Origin of the sequence: Caballeronia humi, assembly GCF_001544475.1 — a bacterium.
Lineage (GTDB): Bacteria > Pseudomonadota > Gammaproteobacteria > Burkholderiales > Burkholderiaceae > Caballeronia > Caballeronia humi.
Map to the genome: position 1 here is coordinate 24,983 of NZ_FCNW02000049.1, position 19,672 is coordinate 44,654.

A 19,672-nucleotide genomic window follows, 5' to 3' on the forward strand; every position below is an offset into this window, starting at 1 on the left:
CGGCCGATCCGCGAGGATCGGCTAGACAATGATCGTACTCGACAGCTTCAGGTTGATCCAGACCATGCCTTCTCGCAAACCCGCGAGCACCGCTTCACGCTCGCTTTCGAAGGTCTTGCAGTGCTCAAAATTATGCTCGAAGAGAACTCCATCGGATCGATGCTGTTCGACTCGGATCGAGCATCCGAACCCGCCCTCCGCCTCGTGTGTGTCGGCGGCGACGCTCCATTCGGCGCAGGTCACTTTACCGGACAGACGCATGGCGGGGACTCCATCATTCGACCTCGAGATTGTCGATCACCGCGTGAACGCCCGGTGCGGACCACGCCGCGCCCCTGGCGGCCATGCGTTCGGCGTACGTGCCCACCTTGCCGGCAAGTGTGACGGTGCCGTTTTGCACATCGATCGCAATGTGCTTTGCTTCCCGTTCGGCATGTCGCTGGAGCGCTCGGCCGATTTTTTCGCCGACGTCGCCAGCAGCGAGGTTGGCGCGGACCTTGATCAAATTCGCGACGCCTGTGACGCCTCGCATGTGCGCGATCCTGCGCGCGGCCGCCTGGCTCTGGTAAGCCCAGTCTACGTCTCCGCTCAGCGTTACCCAACCCTTCTCCACCTGGACCTTCACGGCCCCTTCATGAAGTCCCACGGTCCAGCGCAACATGGTATCGGCAGCGCTGGCGATGTCCGCGTCGTTGCGCACATCGGAATGAGGCAGGCGGACTTCCATTTCGACGACGACTGCCTTAACGCCGGCCACGCGCTGCACCGCCTTCTCTGCCGCCAGCTTTTCTGCATAGCTTGAGGGATGACCTGACAACGTCACCACGCCGTCCTTGACCTCGACGCCTATACCTGTCGAGTTCACGTCGGGCGTCCAGTCCAACTCCTCTTCCACGTCCTCTTTTAACTTGCGATCCGTTTTCATCGTGCTCCCTCCGATACTTGACGAGCGCGCGGCGCTCCGCGCGCTCATGGGTCTCAATTAATCTGCAAACGCTTCTGCTCTGACGCCGTCTTCTTCGGCAACGTCAGCGACAGCACGCCGTCCTGGTACTGGGCCGACGCGCTCGCCTCGTCGATGTCGCTCGCCAGCGAAAACGACCGGCTGACTGCGCCCGAGTAGCGCTCGCGACGAATGACGCGCTCGCCTTCTTTTTGTTCCTTGTTTCGCTCCACCTTTGCGTTGATCGAAACTACATTTCCGTCGATTTTTACGTCGATATCCTTCTTTTCGACGCCCGGCAACTCCGCCTTGACTTGATACGCGGTGTCATTTTCGGTCACGTCAATTTTCATATGGGCGAGCGGCGAGTCCTCGCTGCTGACGCCGCGCAGCGGGCGGAACAGACCCTGGAACATCTCGGATACCGGTTCAATCGAGAATGGATCAAAACGGGACAAATTGCTCATCGCACATCTCCTGAGGTTTAGAACTGCAACAAAACGGCCGATCGAGCTTGCGCAGATCCGACCCAACCTGATGACTCGCATTAAGCTGCGGGTGCACGAGATGACTTTAGACCCGCGTAACTGAGACCGGTTGACCTACGTCAAGCAACTCCAACCCAAGCCCGTCGTCGGTCGGTCGAAACCGTCCACGAGCGTGTAGGACGCGATTCGTGATCAGACATAGGGGAGCCCAGCCCGTCGTTAGGGCGCACGCGGGGCCAAGCTTCGCACGCACACTTCGCGCGGTCCTCGGCGGTGCGGACGGAGGAAGACGGCGGCAATATCGGCGCCTCCGGGAAAGGCAACAGATCCCTTGCGGACGCTCGTCCCGGCACCAAGGTACGACGCGCGGTCAACGCGCCGAGGCTCAACCTGTTTAATCGGCTTCAAATGCCCGTCGAATGGGTGTCTTCAAGCGCGACGCTCGATCTCCCCGTCACATTCCAAGGCGTTGCCGACCGTTCGCGTCGTGGTCACCTATACCCGGCTGTGCGAACGATCCGATCCACGTGCATCGCTCGTCTGGCAAATTCGAGGGCGCCGCAGTGGACACGCCCATAACAAGAGTCACCGACTATCGTTCTTCCTCACCAGCAGCAATGGCATCTGCGTGAGTTCTGCGACCCGGCCGGAAACACTGCCAAGCATCCAGCGAGCTACGCCCCGTCTGCCATGTGTACCCATGACCAGAAGATCAGCCTGCCAGCGCGTTGCTTCACGCAGGATCGCGTGTGGCACGTCGTCGCTGGTTAGATCGGTTTCTGTAAGCGCACCATCGAGCATGACGCCCTCAGCGTCGCGCGGTGGCGCGAAGGCCTCCCGTGCATTCGCAAGCGCCACCTTTCCTTCTTCCACGAAGGCGTCTTGCAGCACGGCAAGCGGCACGAAGTCGGTGACTCTCGCTGCACGGTCTACGACATAGATAGCTCTGAACAACGCGCCTGCCGCCGCCAGCTTCGAGCCGCTTCGCAGCGCCTCCAGCGAGGCGGGACTGCCGTCGACTGCGAAGAGGATACGCTGCGGTCTGCCGCTCCAATCCCTTTCGCATTGCTCGGGAACGACCAGGATGGCGCAACTCGCGATCTTCAGCACCGGAGCGGAAGCCGCCCGTTCGACCCAGCGAAGCAGCCCGCGGTGATGACGCGAACCGAGGACCATCAAGTCGGCCTGCCACTTCTGTGCCTCGTGTGCTAGCGCGTGAGCCGCGTCGCCGCCGTCCTTCACGAGATCTATAATCTCGCTATCAACTGACGCACCGGATGCGGTCAGGCACTCGTGCGCCGCAACACATCCGTCCTTCACCGCCTTGAGAAGTTGCGCATGCGCCGCGCTCAGATTGAAACCAGCGAGCGGACCTAACGGAAAGACCGCACGCGCATTTTCCAGCACACCAACGATGCGAACCTGGGTCTTTTCGGTCGCAAGTTGCCGCGCAAACCCGGCCAACCGTGCTGATGGTGTGGTCGAATCGATGCATAGCAGAATTCGACTGAAATCGGTGCTTACTTGGTACTCGGTTGCAGAATTCATCATCGGCTCCTCTACTCGTCCTAAGCCCGAACTTCAGGCGTTCTACCGCTTTTTCCCATTCACTTGCACCTGGCGCAAACAACGCGAACAACTCAACTCGCATCCGCCGATGACCATCGCACGCCGATCGGCTATTTTCCGACGGATTTCTGAGCTCCGTTAGACGCTGCATTCGTCGGCGCGCAGATCGTGGTTGCCCCGCGAGGTGTCTGCGATGCCGGGACCGGTATCAGAGGTGGGGCTCACGCCCCGTCACTCCACAAATGGGAGATGCCAAGTCACATCGACGCCCGGTTTCACGACGAAAGATAATCACCTTCGCGCGGCGCGGCATCAGTGGCCCGTCCCGATGTCTCGGAGGCACTCGGGACGTTGACTCAGTGAGCGCGTCTTATCAGCCCCGCTCGGTTCGCCGCTTCTCCCACGCCGGGGTCCTTGGCATCCACGAGTGCGCTCATTGGCATCCGCATTGCTAGAATGCGAATTGCACAACAATACTCTATGCATGGGTGATTTTCGGCCGTTGACCTACATCAAGCCTGCGAAAAACTGCGACGTACCCTCGGACCTCCATCAATTGCCGGGAGCGCTGGAAGTCGAGCCGTTTGGGCGCAGCCTTTTGAAATCCACTCTGAGACAAGCAGAAATCCACATACCCATAGTTGCGACAAGCGGCCAACCCTGATGGCTCGATACGTCAAGCGCGGTGTTGCACCGCGCCTTGCAACCGGTTTTGATCGGAACAACGACTGTTTTTCCGATCGCGAGATGATTGTCGAAGGAAGACCGAGGGCCAGGTTCGGGAACTCGCGACAGCGCGCGAAGGGTAAATCGTCCAAAATTCCGGTGCGCGCGCCACCTCCGTCAACTTTTCGAACCAATTCCGGACGAGAACTTGACCTGGGTCATCCACGCACCCGCTGACGCTGGATAAGCTTTTCACCTGAGCTTGTCACTTCGGCCCGTGTGGCCGATATCGGAGTATGCAATGCGTATCACCCTCCATCTTGACACTTTCGACCGTGTCTGCCCGTGTGGATACGCCATCCTTGAAATTGAAAAGGGCGCCCATCGCTGGCTGTGCAAAAGCCAGTGCGGCCTGATGCTGCCCCGCGAAGGCCCGTTGGTCAAAGCACAGACTGGCACATTGATGTGCGGTCCGACCGACCAGGTGCTTCTGTGCGTGCTCGAAGATTTCGATGCCTCTTCTCACGACGGGCCATTCGAGGGCGAGACCGGGCGCGCTCTTTGGTACGCCGATCAGGGAATCCAGCCTGCGGCGGGCCACTGGCACGTAGAGCTAGTTACGGATTGCGATGACTCGCCCGCGCATTCGGCCTCCCAAAGCGAGCGGGTCTGATCCCAATGGGAGAGGCATGCGCGTCTATCGGGGGGACGCATGATGACGGCGTCAACGAAGTTCGTCTATCTAAACTGATTCTGATTAAGAGCGTAGCGACACCTCTGTCGTTGCCGTCTGGATGCAACCCGAGTGGGTCTGGTATGTTCGCAAACATCGAAAACTGCTGAAGGGAGTTCTCCAACAACATGCTGCAAAAATTGGCCAGCAACGCTCTGCATGTCGTGTCCTATTCCACGTCGCAGCTACGCCGGTCGGTTGCCTGGCGCAGGCTGGGCCACCTGCACCGTGCGTCGCTTATCATCTCGCCTTGGCGCGAGGAATCAACCGTACCGCACCCCCCTGCATCCACAGCCAACCCAAAGCCGGCCAGCACGGGCTTCGGCGCGGCAGGCACCGCCCCTCGGCCGGCCTTCCGTTGCCTCTGACCTTCGGACACAGACGGCAAATGCGCCAAGCGCCGAAACGATGAAACCGCCGTTCAATAAACCGGACGTTATATGCGCGCCAGTGTCAAGTCAGGACAGCATCAGTCCTGACGGGGATCAGCATTGAAGGGGCGCTCAGGCGACTTCGCAAGCGCCGCTCGCAGATCCTCCAAATGGGCTCGGTATCCCTGCGCATCTCCGTACGCTAGGAATCGCTGGTAGCGAGCGTGAGTGCCCAGGGCTTTGCGCGCGTGCTTGATCGGGCACCAGTACTGTTCCGTGCGCGCAGCTATCTCCGCGGTGTAGGCGATAAGTCCGTTGGCATATTCACAGTAACCACAGTTAAGCTTCTCAATGACGTTGAGGTAATTCAATTGCCAGCGATCACGGATGATATAGTCCGCGCGCTTCACCTTCGCAATGCGAAACAGCGGAAAGCAGATCGCCTGGTAGACGGTCGCGCCGACGTCGAGCAGTACAAGTGGCACGATTAGTCCGTAAATAAACGGAGCGGCCACCCACCTGCGAGGTTCGCTCGCTTTGAGCCAAGCAATCAAGCCGATTCGCAAGTCCCGATGTAGGCGTTTGAGACTCGATTCGAACTCAACGCGTTTTCCTCGGAGCGTGAAGAAAATCGGCACCTCCCGATCGTGCAGGACGATCTGCAGTTCGTCTTCCAGTTCGCTGATTTGCGAGAGTAGTTGTTGCAATCTATCGGTCACTATGCTTCTCCGCGGTCGGAACATTCCAAATTTCTATGGCGTCGAATGCATTGTAGTCTTCCATTCGTTTTGCATTTCGAAAGGCTCGTGGAGAGCAGACTGCGTAGCAGCACGAAGATTAGACAGGGCGATGAAGAGAACCCGAGAGGTCCGCCCCACAATTTTTGGGTCAGCCGCTACCCCGGGGGTTGAGAAGGATTGGTGGCTTCCGATCGGGCGAAACTCAACTGCCCCTTCATGTTGCCGCGTATATTTGCGGGGCACCGATCGGTGCCGGCTACCAGAGCGAAGGGGGATTGAGCAATGACCGAGAAGGCGGTGCCAGTGCAACAGCCAATGCGCATCGCAGGGCAGCTTGATAGAACGTCCGACACTAACACTCGGCTTTTCTGTCGAACACCGCACCTCGTTTGATCCTTCGCCATGCAAGCCCTAACGATGGTATGAAGAGCGAGGCACGCCTCTGTTTTCACGGACATCTCTATTGTCCTCGCCATTGATTTGCGGCGGCCTCCATGAACTGCCTGCCGACACCAGAGATACAACCCACCGCGCGGGCATCCTGGCGAATATGCGAGACGGTCGCGCTTCGCGCTCTCGGGACTTCGGACGCTTGATCCCGATCAAAACCCCGGTGCACCGGTGCGTCTCTGCCGCGTTTTTGGGCGCGACAAAAAAGCGGTTTGAAGTCGTAGCTCGTCGCTTCCCAGGCAGCCCCGCCACTTTATTCAGCATGTCGCGGCCAGGCCGATTTTCGGTTAGCATCTTTTGCGGGACTAACCGGGAATAATCATCCGAACGGCCGCTGCGCCGATCGCCCGTGGCAATCCAGCCAAGAACAAGCAATGACCGGCTTGCGGTGAACGCCCCCATTCCCGACTTCTTCGACACGAGCTTAAGGACACCACCATCAGCGGCAATCGCGACGACCCCGTCGATGACCGCGCTCCAAAACAGGGCCTTCATCGGGCTGATGGGCGAATACTGAACTCCGAGTCCGGCGAGCACGCTCACGGCGATGATGCCGTAAAGTCCACGAGCATCATTCACCTTGCGTTCGAGCCCCTCTTTCCAGCCCATCGCTTCGGAAAGGACATAGGCTCCAGAACCCGCCAGCACGGGTACGCCAATCAGGCCGACCCTAAGGATTCCAAGAGCAAAGAGCACGTAGGCGAAGTTGCCGTCGAGCGGCCGAAGTGCGCTGGCAGCCTCGGTTGGCGAAAACGTGGTCTTGATATTGGCGGCGAGTCCTTTCCCGGTGACCCGGCCAAGGTTCGCACACGTGGATTGCATCGCGGCCATCAGTGGAAAGGCCAGCGGCATCGTCCAGAGCATATTGAGACCGAATTGAGCGCCGGCTTGGGAATAGGTGGCTATGCCGCTCGGATCGTCGTCAGCTACGCCGGTGATCAGCCCTGGCCCGACACGCGACAGGGGGGTGCTCCCTCAGTCGCCCCCACAAGGCGCGAATGGCATTCACACGTTCCATCTTGCTTATCCCATCCTCAGAGCATCGCACGCAGTCGCCTCACGGCGCAATTGAAAGGTGCGGTCCGCGCCATGAACGACACCAGATAGCTCGCTCGCTTGCGATTTGTGTCGCGCCGGGGTTCAAGGCTCCAGCACGTATGCCCCGGGGGCCTCGCCAAGTCCATCGGCAACCATGCGCGCATCTACCACGCCACTCGACTGCTCACGCAACCAACGCGACCAACACAGCCACCACGAGCCTTCGACGACGGCGGCTTCGTCGAAGAACGCTTGGCGGCTACGGTACGGCGCGCCTTGCCCGCGCGTCGCGCGTCGATAGTGCCGGCCCGGATGCCCGGGTTCCGACACAATGCCCGCGTTATGGCCACCCGCGGTCAGAACAAAGGTCAGGAGGTTGTGCGTGAGCAAATGCAGCTTGTAGACCGATCGCCATGGCGAGACGTGATCACGTTCGGTGCCGACGACAAACATCGGCTGCGCGATGTCGGATAACGCAACTGGACGCCCGCCGACGCAATAGCGTCCTTCGGCGAGATCGTTATGCAGAAAGAGCTGCGTCAGATATTCACTGTGCATGCGATACGGCATGCGCGTCGTGTCCGCGTTCCATGCCATCAAGTCACTCGGTTTGGATCGACGCCCGAGCAGGTACTCGCTCATCACCCGCGACCAGATCAGGTCGCGCGCGTTGAGTAACTGAAAGGCGGCGGCCATCTGTGCACCATCGAGAAAGCCTTGTTCCCACATTAAGGAATCGAGCGCAGCGAGCGCACTTGCGTCGATGAAAAGACCGAGCTCTCCGGGGTCCGTGAAATCCGTCTGAGCAGCGAGAAGCGTGACGGTACGCAGCTCGCCTGCGCGGCCGTCTCGCGCCAGGGTTGCGGCAGCGATCGCGAGGAGCGTGCCACCGAGGCAGTAGCCAACCGCGTGCACCGCTTCGCCAGAACACCGAGCGCGGACTTCGTCGAACGCGGCGAGCAATCCATGTGACAGGTAGTCATTCAGCCCGACATCTCGCGCTTCGGCGCCGGGGTTGCGCCACGAGATCGTGAAGACCGTGTAGCCCTCGCCGACCAGGTAGCGAATCAGCGAATTGTGCGGCTGCAGGTCGAGGACGTAGTACTTCATGATCCACGATGGCACGATCAAGAGAGGCTCGCGGGCCACTTGCGCAGTTGATGGCGAATATTGCAGCAGCTCGCACAAGCTGTTACGCCAGACGACCTTGCCCGGCGTGATGGCGACGTTGCGGCCTGGAACGTAAGGGCTTCGCCGGATGTGCTCGCCTCTGGAACGAGTGGAGTAGTCTTCAAGATCCTCGATCCAGTGCCGCGCGCCTGCGGTGAAATTCGCGCCATCGCTGCGAATCGCAGCTTCGAGCACGACAGGATTTGTCAGCGCGAAGTTGCTCGGCGCGAACGCGTCGAGCATCTGGCGCGCGAGAAAACTCACCACTTGTTCGTGATGCCTGTCGACACCGAGCACGCCGGTAGTTGCGTCCTGCCACCACTGCTGCACTTGCAGAAAGGCATCGCGGTATGCGCTAAATGGCCAGCGCTGCCACGCGGACGCTGAGAAGCGCGGGTCGTCCGTCGGCACGACGGGCCCCGGCGGCCTGTTCCGAGTAGCGTCCCGAGCGAGATCCATACACTTGCCGGGTGAAACCGCCAGATGCAATGCCCAGTCGAGCCACGCCAGACAGATCGAAGCGGGAGAGAGCCCGGATGTGGTCGCGGCGACCATCGCGTGTGCAGCACGATCCAGCGCATGATCCTTGACATTCGTGCGTGGCCGTCCGCAATCGCTTTGTGGCGCCGGAAACGGTGCTGTCGTTTCAGTGAGGTCACGTCTCATACGTATGGCTCGTCGTCGATGTCATTGCATGTGCATACCGCCGTTGATCGCGAGGTCCGCGCCCGTGATGAAGGCAGCGTCATCGGAGCAGAGAAAGGCGACAAGCGCGGCGACCTCGTCGGGCTTGCCGAGCCGGCCGATGGGAATCTGTGGCAGGATCTTGTCACGCATCACGTCCTGCGGCACCGATTCGATCATTGCGGTCGCAAGGTAGCCGGGCGACACCGTGTTGACCGTCACGCCATGCTTGGCAACTTCGAGCGCAAGCGATTTGGTGAAGCCGTGGATGCCCGCTTTGGCCGCCGCATAATTCGTCTGGCCGAACGCGCCGCGCGAGCCGTTCACCGAGCCAATATTGACGATACGCCCGAAACCACGCTCGACCATTCGGGCAATAATCGGCTTGGTCATATTGAAGAGCGAGTCCAGATCCGTGCGCAGGACGGCATCCCAATTCGCCTTTGTCATGTTGACGAACCTCGCATCGCGAGCGATTCCCGCATTGTTGACAAGCACATCGACAATGCCGACATCGTTGAGCACGCGTTGAGCGCATTCGGCACAGGAGTCGAAGTCCGCGACATCGACCACTTGTGCGTAAAATTGACGGCCATTATCGCTCTCCTGCGCGAGCCACGTTGCAACGTGATCATTGCGTTGCGAATGTGTCACTACCACTGTCATCCCAGCGTCATGCAGCCGCCGGCTGACCGCCGCGCCAAGGCCGCCCGTCCCGCCTGTCACCAGGGCGACGCGCCTAGACGGCATGATGGTCTCCTTTCGCGCCCTGTGCGGGAGCGGTAGGTGCGCCCGCCGCTTGCTGTGCCGCCCGCATGGCGAGCGTGAATCCGTTGACCCAGTCAGGGATGGCGGCCGAGGCGCCGCTCGCCGGTTTCGCATAGCCGCCGGTCCACGCCGACTGCCAATCCTTCAGGATATCGGCGAACGCTTCGCCAACGACCGTTTGATTGCGCATCGCTACCCCCACGCCTTCCTGCCAAAGGCTCACTGTCGCAGCGAAGTACTCGCGCATGACCGTTTGCGTCGCGGTATTGAACTCACCCCAGTCTCTTGCGCGAGCCAGGGCTTCGCGCTCGCTTTCGAGCGCTTCCTTATCGCGTTCGATCCGCCGTACTTGCAGCGTACAGACATGTTGCCGCCACTCCTGCGCGAGCGAGCCAAAACGCAAGGCTAGTCGCAAGTTTGTGCGGCAGATGTCGAACGGGTCGTGAAATTCAATCTCCATGTCCAACTCCTTTTCGGTCGGGGTAGATCGGCCGGGCGACGGCCGGGCTCGCAGAGTCTCAATGTATGCGCCGTGCTCGCGCACTTGTTGACCTGTATCAATCGGAACGTACGACGCCTGCAAGCTGCAGACTGCTTGATCTGCGTCAACGGACACCGCGTCGCGGCCCCTAGACTCGAACCGAGGAAAACACTTAAGCGCTGTTCGACAACCGGAGCCACCTCAATGAGCTACAAAAGCATCGTTGTTCACCTTGACGCGAGCGAGCGCGCGCATCCGCGCCTCGAATTCGCCCTGCGCCTCGCGAAGCGCTTTGGCGCACATCTGACGGGGGCCTACGCGGTTTTCACCCCTGAGCCGCGCTCGTTCTATGTGATGGCCGGTTCAGCCGAGTACTTTGAAAAGCATGATGCGATCCGCAGCGCGCGGCACGGTTCGCTCGAACGACTCTTTCATGCGGAACTGGCCCGCGCGGGTGTGCCGGGCCAATGGGTCGACGTAGAAGGACACGCAAACACCGAGGTATCGCGCCTTGGAAGATGTGCGGACCTGATCGTTGCGGGTCAGGACGATCCGAACGATCCGGAATCGTATATCGGGGACCACTTTCCAGAGACGCTCGTGATGTCCGCAGGACGGCCGGCTTTGTTGATTCCGTACACCGGCGTCTTCCCGGCGATCGGCGAGCGCGTGATGATCGCGTGGAATGGTAGCCGTGAAGCCACGCGAGCCGTGCATGACGCACTGCCGATCCTCAAGGCGGCAAAACAGACAACCGTCGTCTCCATCAATGGAATGAAGAGCGAGCCGCTCGGCAGCCGGATTCCGGGCGCGGATATCGCCGCGGTCATCGCACGTCACGGCGTCAAGGTGGACATCGCGGACATCGACGGAGTAGATGATGTTCCTGTCGGTGAAATCCTCATGTCACGTAGCTCGGACCTCGGTGCGGATCTCGTGGTGATGGGCGCCTACGGCCACGCACGCTGGCAGGAACTCGTTCTGGGGGGCGCGACACGCACCATGTTCAAGTCGATGACGGTGCCGGTGGTGATGTCGCACTGAGCTTTCCAGCAGAACCTTTTATTGCCCAATGAGGTAAGTCATGTACAAGCGCATCCTCGTGCCGATCGACGGCAGCGCAACCGCCAGTCACGCGCTCGATGAAGCATTGAAGCTCGCGCACGACACGGGAGCCGAGATCCAACCCCTCTATGTCGTGGACACCCCTCCCCCCATCTACGATGCCGGCGGCGTCTACTATCCCGATATCCGCGACGCGTTTTTACAGGAAGGCGCGCACCTGAGCGCCGAGGCCGTCGAACGGACTAAACGCGAGGACGTAAAGGGAACGCCGCGCGTCGTAGAAGTTGAACTCACCGGCGACGACATCGCCCAACGCATTCTGCAAAGCGCGGTCGAATTTAACGCCGACCTGGTCGTGATGGGAACGCATGGCAGGCGCGGCTGGCGGCGGCTCGTGCTCGGCAGCGTCGCGGAACATTTTATGCGGATCGCGAATTGCCCCGTGCTTCTTATTCCTGGACGCGACGCCGAAGCACGCGCGGAGCAAGCCGGGACCACAGGGGAACCGCTGAAGGAGCCGTCATGACTTACAAAACACTGCTGGTTCACATCGACGACAGCCGTCACAGCGAGGCCCGCGTCGACTTCGCCTTCGATCTCGCACGCAAATTCGACGCCCATGTGGTCGGCTTGTACGTGGTGTGCCAGGATCTGTTTCGGCCACTCTTCAATCGCGACGAAAGCCTGAACCTCGCCGAGAACGAGGCCCAGCACGCAGCGTGGCGCGAGCGCGCTCACGAAGCGTTTCTCGGAGTTGCGCATCGTGCGGGCGCAAGCGCCGAATGGCGCGCCCCTGCAGGGCCCCCGCTCGATGTGGCGGCGCTCCACGCTCGCCACGCCGATTTGCTCGTGCTGGGCCAGCACGATCCCGAAGACCCGGGCTCGTACGTCGCGAAGAATTTTGTCGAAGACGTCGTCATGAGTTCCGGCGTGCCGGCTGTCATCCTTCCTTACTCCGGGCGAATCAACAGTTTCGGCGACAATGTGCTGATCGGCTGGGACGGAGGGCGCGAATCGGCGCGGGCCGTGGCCGATGCGCTACCGATCCTGAAGCGCGCGCGCTTCGTCGAAGTGGTGAGCGTGCAACGGCACCAGGATGACGAAGCGCCTGCCGGTATTGAGGTGGCTGCGTATCTCGACCGTCACCAGGTTCGTGCGAGTTTCTCGTCGACGAGCCGAGCATCGGGCGCGAACACCGGCGCGACGCTCCTGAGCAAGGCAAGCGCGGTTCACGCCGACCTGCTCGTGCTCGGTGCCTACGGTCACACACGGGCGTTCGAACGGGTGCTCGGTGGCGTGACTCGGACGATGCTCGAATCGATGACCATTCCGGTGCTCATGTCGCATTAGATCGAATGCCCCGCACCAGGACGCGGTCTCATTGGGTAGCCTGTGAACTGAAGCGGCGCTCACTTCCGAGCGCCGCCGTTTCGTCGCTTTGCTCACTTAAGAACCAGAAGCGAGCGCTTCGTCAGTGTCGTACGGAGTGGCGTCCCGCACCGCCAGCACGGGAACATTGCTTAATCGCAGTACGGACTCCGCCACGCTGCCAAGTAGCACCCTCCCGGCCCCCCGATGCCCATGCGTGCCCATCGCGATCAGTTCAGCTTCAAGTTCAGCAGCCGCATCGACGATCACATGCGGGACCGATTGCCCGTAAGAATCGATGACGCGCGACATGACCAACACGTTGTCGGCTGTGCAGCGCTCCTTCGCACGTTTCACTTCGGCCTCGGCGGCTTCGTGCGCGACGGCGCCGAACGCCTGATCGTCATAGAAGCCAGTTTGCACGTCGCCGATAGGAATGACATGCTCAACGACGGCCACCACGAGGACAGTGCCGTCCGCCGCTCGTGCCATTTTCAGCGCCTCGTCAAGTGCGAGGCGCGCAGCACGGCTGTTATCCAAAGCCACAAGAATTCGCTTGTACATCGCCTTCTCCCTTTTGGTTAGCGCGCCTTCGATCGACGCTTCGAAGAACGGCTTTTAGTTTGGCCGGCGGATGTCCGGTGCGATTGATCCGTGTCAATCACCGATGAAACTCCGCGGTTGACGTGCGTCAACCGCCGTGGAGACGTATCGGTATAGGATGAATTCCTCGTGTCAGCTTTCTAACGGGCAAGCAATGCCTCACTCGACTACATCCGCGTGGCCCTGCGCGAATCATTGGGCATATCCAGCCGCCGAGTGGTTCGCCGAGGCCTTCGACGCGCGCGCCGTCAGGGCGTGGCTCGCCGCAGGTGGCGCGCCTCACTGGCGGCAACCCATTGCGCTCAATATCAGTATGCCCGCGCCCCACGGTGCGGAATGCGCCTGTGATCGAGCCGACTGTGTCCAAGCAAGCATCTGCGTGGCACATCTCGAGCAGGAGATGGCGCTCTACCATGCGACGCGTGGCGAGCGCGCGACAGTCGTCGAAATGCGATGGTCCGCCGGCGTGACAGCACGGCCAAAAGGCACGTTGGAACGGCTTCGCACCGCGGTCGATGACCACTTTGAGCGCAGTCCCAGATCGAGCTTCTCGGCTGTCGTTGAACCGGAAATCCGGGCCGGCGCTTCGTTACCCGCGCTACGCGAGTTGGGCGTGACAAGCTTGTGCGTCATCTTCGAGAATGACTGGTCAGCCGCAACAGCCTATCTTGCCGCCGCGCGCGACATGGGCTTCGTTGCGGTGGAAGCAAAGGTTTGTGCCGAGAGTAATGGAACTAGCCTGGGACGGCAACTCGATGCACTCATCGCATCCAAGCCCACGCGCATCGTTCTGCCGTCAGCGCGGATGCATTCCGCCGCCAGCCGTCTCCTCGATGCTGGCTATGTGTGCATCGCGCGTAACGTTTTGGCGATCCCGGCGGACAGCCACGCAATCGCGCATCGACAGGGACGTCTGACGCGCCAGCCATACGGCTATTCCTCACGGCCCGTCGGTGCGGTTCTAGCGCTCGGGCAGCAGGCCATCGGCTACATCGGCCCACTCTATTATCAAAACCATCGGTTGCCACGGCATTATTTTTCGGCGCTCGGCCGAGGCAAGTTGCCGGTGGAGCGAGGCCTGCATCTCACGCACGAAGACCTCACGCGCCTTGCGGTGATCGGAAGCTTGTCTGCCAACCTGTTTGTCGACATCGCCGCGATCGAAGCCATATACAAGATCGACTTCCGCCAGTATTTTGACGTCGAATGGAAGGCGCTGAGCGAATTCCTGCGAATTGGTGTCCTTACCCTCGATTCGATGTGCCTTGCGCTGACTCCGACGGGTCGCCTCTGCTGTGATGACGTCTGTCGTGTGTTCGACCAACGTGCACGCTTCCTCGCCGAGCACACGCCACAACCAGGCTTACTGTAGCAGCCCCGCTTCGGGGTACCGCCCTCGACTTTTCGCACTGGTGCAGCATACGGCAATCGGCGAAAATCATGCCATTATCAGTTGCCTGTCCCGAACCGCCCTTACCACTTCCAGCAGCGGCGATTCCGTTACGCGCGAGGCTCACATGGCCAGTCACGGCAAATCACCCGGGCACACTCTATACAGCCAAGCCACGCAGCGGCTTGGGGCCTTCAGGCGTCCCGTTCCGCTTGCGATCCTGACGCTGATCCTTGTGTTGGCTGCCGTCGTCGGCCTCTGGCGGTACGTCAACGAAGCGTCGCTGCAGACGGCGCAGGCCCGCATCGACCGCCGCGCCTTACGAATCACCTCGGACGCGCTGCGCGAGTTGAACGTCATGGAGAACGTCCTGCGCGGTGCCAGCGGGTTGCTCGAGACCGACCTGTCGATCACGCAGAAGGAATGGCGTGGCTACGTAAGCCACCTTCATCTTGCAGACACGCTGCCGATGGTGCGCGCACTGGGCTTTGCCACGGCGAACGGCCGCTTTGCACCGATCTCGATGATGACGCCTACTGGCAGCGGTATCCCCGCCGTCGGCTTCGATCTGCTAGGCGATACGGCGCGGCACGCATCGCTCGATCGTGCGGCGGGCACGGCAACGGCCGCGCTCCATGCGATTCCGGGCGACAACCGCGTGGACTTCGAACTCTATCTGCCGTTCTACAAAAGCATCGAGGCCGAAGGCCGCGCGAACGTCGCGGGCTTCGTGATCGCCGTGGCAGATGTCGAGCGCCTCTTCGATACGGTCACACGACGCGAGCCCCGTGTTGAGCTGGAGGTGTTCAGCGGGACTCCCGCCACATTGCTTTATTCCTCAAACACATTCGGCGCTGCCGCCGGTCCCACGCCGCTCGTGCGCAAAACGATGACGCTTAACTTCGGCGGAGAGCCCTTGACGCTCACCTATTCTGCAACTGCCGAAATGCTGGGCCCGAACGACGATAACGCTAGCACCGCCGTGCTCGTTGGCGGAACCGCCAGCGCGCTGCTGCTTGGGGCCATCGTTTTTCTGCTTGCCCGCGACCGCACCGGGATGTCAGGTGCTACCGCGCGGGCGAGCACACAGTCAACGCTGAACGAGGCCCGCATGATGGGGATCATTCGGTCGTCGATGGAAGCGATTATCACGATAGACGAGAATCAGCGCATCGTGATCTTCAATCCGACGGCCGAGCAAGTGTTCGATTGTTCGGCGATGGACGCCATCGGTGCGTCGCTCTCGCGCTTCATCCCCGAACGGTTCCGCGCGGACCATGCACGCCACGTCCGGCAGTTCGGCGTAACCGGAGTGTCCGACCGGCAAATGGGCAAGCTGCGCGTGCTCTTTGGGCTGCGCGCGAACGGCGAGGAGTTTCCGATCGAGGCATCGATCTCGCAAATCGATGACGGCACCGGCAAACTCTATACGGTTATGTTGCGCGACGTGACCGAACGCGTGAAAGCGGACAACGCGCTCAGGCGCTCGCGCGCAGAGCTGCGCGATCTGTCGGAGAACCTGCAAAACGTGCGTGAAGAGGAAAAGACCCGCATCGCACGCGAACTCCATGACGATCTGGGCCAACAACTGACTGCGCTCAAGATGGACCTTTCATCGGTTGAGCAGCTGATCCAGGCGGATTCGAGTGCTGGCGGGGAAATCATCCGACAATTGCGCGGCATGCGCAGTCTTGTGGACAAGACCGTCGCATCGCTGCGGCGGATCGCCGCCGATCAGCGACCGGTGATGCTGGACGACCTTGGGCTGATCCCCGCCATCGAATGGCTTGCGAACGACTTCACGAGCCGCTACGGTATCAATGTCGAGCGTCACATCGAGCCGGCAGCCATCGAATTCAACCGTATGGCCGCGACGACCGTATTTCGCATCGTCCAGGAAGCGCTGACGAATGTCGCGCGTCACGCCGAGGCGAGCCGCGTCACCCTGACGATTCGAAGCGACGGGGGACACTGCATACTACGCATATCCGACGACGGCCACGGCGCCGCGAAGCTCGACGCGCCTCAGCGAAGATCGTTTGGCTTACTCGGCATGCGCGAACGTGCGCGAATATTGGGCGGATCAATTTCCATCGATACAGAACCCGGTCAGGGATTTGCTGTCACTGTTACCTTCCCGGTGAAGGCGCTGCAACAGGAGGAAACGCATCCATGACCACCAAAGTACTGATCGCAGACGACCACGCCCTGGTGCGCGACGGGCTGCGTCATATCCTGCGCAATGCGATTGGCTTCGACGTCGTGGGCGAAGCGAGCGACGGGGCCACCACGATCGCGCTGATCCGATCCACCGATGCGCACGTCCTTGTTCTCGATCTGTCGATGCCTGGCCGCAGCGGCGTCGAACTGATCAAGCATATCAAAGAGGAAAAGCCTGGGTTGCGTATTCTCGTGCTCACCATGCATGCCGAGCAGCAATATGCGGCGCGCGCCTTCAAGGCGGGCGCCTCCGGTTATATGACAAAGGAAAGCGCGAGCGCGGAACTGGTTGGCGCCGTCACCAAGGTGGCCGCTGGTGGGGTTTACGTGAGTCTCGCAATGGCCGAACGCTTCGCACAAAGCCTGAACGAACCCGCCGACACGCTGCCGCACCAACGACTGTCTGATCGTGAATACGAGGTCTTTCGCCGTATGTGCGCCGGCGAAACGATCACGGAAATTGGCGAGGCGCTATGCGTGAGCGCGAAGACAGTCAGCACTTACAAATCGCGCATCCTGGAAAAGATGCAAATGCCGCACGAGGCCGCACTCGTGCGCTACGCGGTGCGTCATAAACTGTTTGACGATAACGACCAAGTGTGACGCTGTCTGCTTCGTGTAGGGAACGCCCTACACAGGTTCCGAAACGCCTACTCCAAGTTCAACCAACGCCGATTTCATCTTGAGTTCACTCGACCAATAATGGGCGCATGAACTCAAGTCGTCGTGCGCCATGCTGAAAGTTTTCCTGGTCGAGGATTCGTCACCCCTGCGTCAGCGGATCATCGCCATGGTCGAAAGCATCGAAGGGGTCGAGCTCGGTGGGGTAACCGAGGAGTCGCAGGCAGCGCTCGACGGGATCAAGGCGACCCATGCCGTAATCGTCGATTTGCGTCTCACCGGTGACAGCGGCCTGGAAGTCATCGCCGGTATCCAGCGCGAGCGCCTCCCGGTTGTCACCATCGTGCTGACCAACTATTCAGACGCGGCGTTTCGCAACGCGTGTCGGTCGGCGGGAGCCGACTTCTTCTTTGACAAAACGACCGAGTATGAATTGGCGCGTGCCACGATTGAACGCCTCGCACGTGCACGCCTCACCAACGCGAACGCCATCTGATGAACAGGAGACGAGCATGTTATCCGTGATCGAAAGCAGGATTGTCGCACCGATTCCAACGCCTATGCCGCGTCGCGCGTTTCAGATCGCCGACACCACGCCAAAGTGCACCGGTGTTCGATGCTCGACTTGCTCGATGCAGCAAATCTGCATGCCGCGGGGACTTTCACCGGCCGAGATGACGCGTCTGGATTCCGTCATCTGTTCGACTCGTATGCTCAAGCGGGCGAGACACTGTATCGGGCAGGCGATGACTTCCAGAGCGTCTACCCGGTGCGTACGGGTTGCTTCAAAACGGTAGTCATGCATCGCGATGGTCAAGAACAGGTCACAGGTTTTCATCTCGCTGGTGACGCGCTCGGCCTCGACGGCGTATGCACCGACCACCACAGTTGCGACGCGATCGCGCTGGAAGACAGCGTCGTATGCATCATCCCGTTCGACCTGCTCGAACTGCTTTGCCGGGAAGTAAAGGTAATGCAGCATCATGTCCATCGGCTGATGAGCGGCGAGATCGTGCGGGAGTCGGGCCTCATGATGATGCTCGGGACGATGACCGCCGAGCAACGCGTCGCGGCGTTTCTGCTCAACCTATCAACGCGTTTTAAAGCGCGGGGCTACTCGTCCGCGGAGTTCGTCCTGCGAATGACACGCGAGGAGATCGGGAGCTATTTGGGCCTGAAACTCGAAACGGTCAGCCGCATGTTTTCGAAGCTTCAAAAAGCGGGTGTCGTCGACACACATGGCAAAGAAATCCATATCCTCGATCACGCAGGACTGGCGAACCTGTAGAAGACAGCGATGTCAGCGAACGCGCACGGCTCGGGGTACTCCGACGCTCCCAGCGACGCGCCCCTCTGCTTAAGGCGCGTTTCGTTGGCTGCGCGCTGGCCGCTGAGCAATGCATCAGCCATTCTGTATCAGTCATCAATGCGCAGCACCGCTGCGCCCGTAAGCCGTCCCTCGCGCAAGTCGGCGAGCGCCCGGTTCGCATCGCCGAGCGCATAGGAAGTCGTTTGAAGCTCCAGGTGGGTGTCTGCAGCAAGCTGCATGAACGCTCGCCCGTCATCACGCGTGAGGTTCGCGACCGACACCACCTGCCGCTCCCCCCACAGGAGAGCGTACTGGAATGACGGGATATCGCTCATATGAATTCCGCCGCACACCACGATGCCGCCCTTCGCCACCGCGCTCAACGCAACTGGCACAAGCGCGCCGACCGGTGCGAAGATGAGCGCTGCGTCGAGCTCGTCGGATGGTCTTTCGTCGCTGCCACCCGCCCAGTATGCGCCGAGCCGTAGTGCAAAGTTCTGTGCAGCAAGGTCACCAGGACGTGTGAACGCAAAAACCATGCGCCCCTGACGATGCGCCACCTGCGCGACGATATGCGCGGCGGCGCCAAAACCATAGATACCGACGCGCTTCGCATCGCCCGCCATCCTAAGGGTGCGATAACCGATCAAGCCCGCGCACAAGAGCGGCGCTGCTTCGACGTCTGAATACCGCTTCGGTAGATGAAGGCAAAAGCGGCTGTCAGCGACGACCCGCTGCGCATAGCCGCCATCGATGGTGTAGCCGGTGAAGCCCGGCGTGTCGCACAGGTTCTCTCGTCCGATCCCGCAATACCGGCAATGTCCGCACGTGTGTCCGAGCCACGGCATGCCGACGCGATCCCCGATCGCAAAACCCGTCACGCCGACCCCCAGCGCCGAAACCGTGCCCACGATCTCGTGCCCGGACGGTCAGTTGAAACTCCCCCACTTATGGTCGCGTAAATTCCCCCACCCTGTGAGGCAGGACTAAGAGGT

Annotated in this window: 17 protein-coding genes and 3 pseudogenes; 9 read left to right on the forward strand and 11 right to left on the reverse strand. The window is 60.7% G+C overall.

Annotation, left to right across the window (positions count from 1 at the left end; all coding sequences use genetic code 11):
- Positions 1–21: 21 nt before the first annotated feature.
- The 4 genes from AWB65_RS28185 to AWB65_RS28200 all read right to left on the reverse strand — a co-directional run bounded on the left by AWB65_RS28185 (position 22) and on the right by AWB65_RS28200 (position 2,979).
- Entirely contained in the window at positions 22–261 is a 240-nt protein-coding gene (locus AWB65_RS28185) for a UDP-glucose 4-epimerase (RefSeq protein ID WP_087660529.1), read from the reverse strand.
- 13 nt (positions 262–274) lie between these two features.
- Positions 275–925 (reverse strand): BON domain-containing protein, encoded by a 651-nt coding sequence (locus AWB65_RS28190; protein ID WP_087660528.1) that lies wholly within the window; start codon positions 923–925, stop codon positions 275–277.
- Positions 926–978: 53 nt separating this feature from the next.
- Positions 979–1,410 (reverse strand): Hsp20/alpha crystallin family protein, encoded by a 432-nt coding sequence (locus AWB65_RS28195; protein ID WP_087660527.1) that lies wholly within the window; start codon positions 1,408–1,410, stop codon positions 979–981.
- 606 nt (positions 1,411–2,016) lie between these two features.
- The gene (locus AWB65_RS28200; protein WP_235007801.1) at positions 2,017–2,979 is read right to left on the reverse strand and encodes a universal stress protein; all 963 of its coding nucleotides are present in this window, start codon (positions 2,977–2,979) and stop codon (positions 2,017–2,019) included.
- Positions 2,980–3,967: 988 nt separating this feature from the next.
- Here AWB65_RS28200 and AWB65_RS28205 point away from each other — a divergent pair.
- Positions 3,968–4,339, forward strand: coding sequence for a DUF3564 family protein (locus AWB65_RS28205; protein WP_087649027.1), 372 nt, complete (start codon positions 3,968–3,970; stop codon positions 4,337–4,339).
- 529 nt (positions 4,340–4,868) lie between these two features.
- On the opposite strand, the gene AWB65_RS28210 is transcribed toward AWB65_RS28205, so the two are convergent.
- The 5 genes and pseudogenes from AWB65_RS28210 to AWB65_RS28230 all read right to left on the reverse strand — a co-directional run bounded on the left by AWB65_RS28210 (position 4,869) and on the right by AWB65_RS28230 (position 10,203).
- The gene (locus tag AWB65_RS28210; RefSeq protein ID WP_087660689.1) at positions 4,869–5,489 is read right to left on the reverse strand and encodes an ACT domain-containing protein; all 621 of its coding nucleotides are present in this window, start codon (positions 5,487–5,489) and stop codon (positions 4,869–4,871) included.
- 776 nt (positions 5,490–6,265) lie between these two features.
- Positions 6,266–6,978: pseudogene (locus AWB65_RS28215) on the reverse strand (divalent metal cation transporter).
- A 122-nt stretch (positions 6,979–7,100) separates the two neighbouring features.
- On the reverse strand, positions 7,101–8,834 hold the full coding sequence (locus tag AWB65_RS28220) for a PHA/PHB synthase family protein (RefSeq protein WP_087670296.1): 1,734 nt from the start codon (positions 8,832–8,834) through the stop codon (positions 7,101–7,103).
- A 21-nt stretch (positions 8,835–8,855) separates the two neighbouring features.
- Positions 8,856–9,602: an acetoacetyl-CoA reductase gene (gene phbB / locus AWB65_RS28225; protein WP_087670297.1), complete on the reverse strand. Its 747-nt coding sequence runs from the start codon at positions 9,600–9,602 to the stop codon at positions 8,856–8,858.
- Positions 9,592–10,203, reverse strand: coding sequence for a hypothetical protein (locus AWB65_RS28230; protein ID WP_125474223.1), 612 nt, complete (start codon positions 10,201–10,203; stop codon positions 9,592–9,594). The genes phbB and AWB65_RS28230 overlap by 11 nt, the downstream gene beginning before the upstream one ends.
- A 102-nt stretch (positions 10,204–10,305) precedes the next feature.
- On the opposite strand from AWB65_RS28230, the gene AWB65_RS28235 reads away from it, so the two are divergent.
- From AWB65_RS28235 to AWB65_RS28245, 3 genes are read left to right on the forward strand one after another with little or no spacing between them, the layout of a single operon-like run.
- Positions 10,306–11,145, forward strand: a complete 840-nt coding sequence (locus tag AWB65_RS28235) for a universal stress protein (protein WP_087670298.1) — start codon at positions 10,306–10,308, stop codon at positions 11,143–11,145.
- Positions 11,146–11,185: 40 nt separating this feature from the next.
- Positions 11,186–11,692: a universal stress protein gene (locus AWB65_RS28240; RefSeq protein ID WP_087670299.1), complete on the forward strand. Its 507-nt coding sequence runs from the start codon at positions 11,186–11,188 to the stop codon at positions 11,690–11,692.
- Positions 11,689–12,516, forward strand: coding sequence for a universal stress protein (locus AWB65_RS28245; protein ID WP_087660548.1), 828 nt, complete (start codon positions 11,689–11,691; stop codon positions 12,514–12,516). The genes AWB65_RS28240 and AWB65_RS28245 overlap by 4 nt, the downstream gene beginning before the upstream one ends.
- A 96-nt stretch (positions 12,517–12,612) precedes the next feature.
- On the opposite strand, the gene AWB65_RS28250 is transcribed toward AWB65_RS28245, so the two are convergent.
- Entirely contained in the window at positions 12,613–13,098 is a 486-nt protein-coding gene (locus AWB65_RS28250) for a universal stress protein (RefSeq protein WP_087660547.1), read from the reverse strand.
- 439 nt (positions 13,099–13,537) lie between these two features.
- On the opposite strand from AWB65_RS28250, the gene AWB65_RS28255 reads away from it, so the two are divergent.
- The 5 genes and pseudogenes from AWB65_RS28255 to fnr all read left to right on the forward strand — a co-directional run bounded on the left by AWB65_RS28255 (position 13,538) and on the right by fnr (position 18,656).
- Positions 13,538–14,509, forward strand: coding sequence for an oxygen-independent coproporphyrinogen III oxidase (locus AWB65_RS28255; RefSeq protein ID WP_087660546.1), 972 nt, complete (start codon positions 13,538–13,540; stop codon positions 14,507–14,509).
- 145 nt (positions 14,510–14,654) lie between these two features.
- Entirely contained in the window at positions 14,655–16,703 is a 2,049-nt protein-coding gene (locus AWB65_RS28260; protein ID WP_087670300.1) for a sensor histidine kinase, read from the forward strand.
- On the forward strand, positions 16,700–17,350 hold the full coding sequence (locus tag AWB65_RS28265) for a response regulator (RefSeq protein ID WP_087660292.1): 651 nt from the start codon (positions 16,700–16,702) through the stop codon (positions 17,348–17,350). The genes AWB65_RS28260 and AWB65_RS28265 overlap by 4 nt, the downstream gene beginning before the upstream one ends.
- A gap of 130 nt (positions 17,351–17,480) precedes the next feature.
- A complete protein-coding gene (locus AWB65_RS28270; RefSeq protein WP_087660291.1) occupies positions 17,481–17,864 on the forward strand; it encodes a response regulator in 384 nt (127 codons plus the stop codon).
- Positions 17,865–17,928: 64 nt separating this feature from the next.
- Positions 17,929–18,656 (forward strand): annotated as a pseudogene (fnr, locus tag AWB65_RS28275) (fumarate/nitrate reduction transcriptional regulator Fnr).
- Between the two features lie 128 nt (positions 18,657–18,784).
- Here the strand turns inward: fnr and AWB65_RS28280 are convergent.
- Positions 18,785–19,600, reverse strand: a pseudogene (locus tag AWB65_RS28280) (zinc-binding alcohol dehydrogenase family protein); the annotation flags it as partial.
- Between the last annotated feature and the right edge of the window lie 72 nt (positions 19,601–19,672).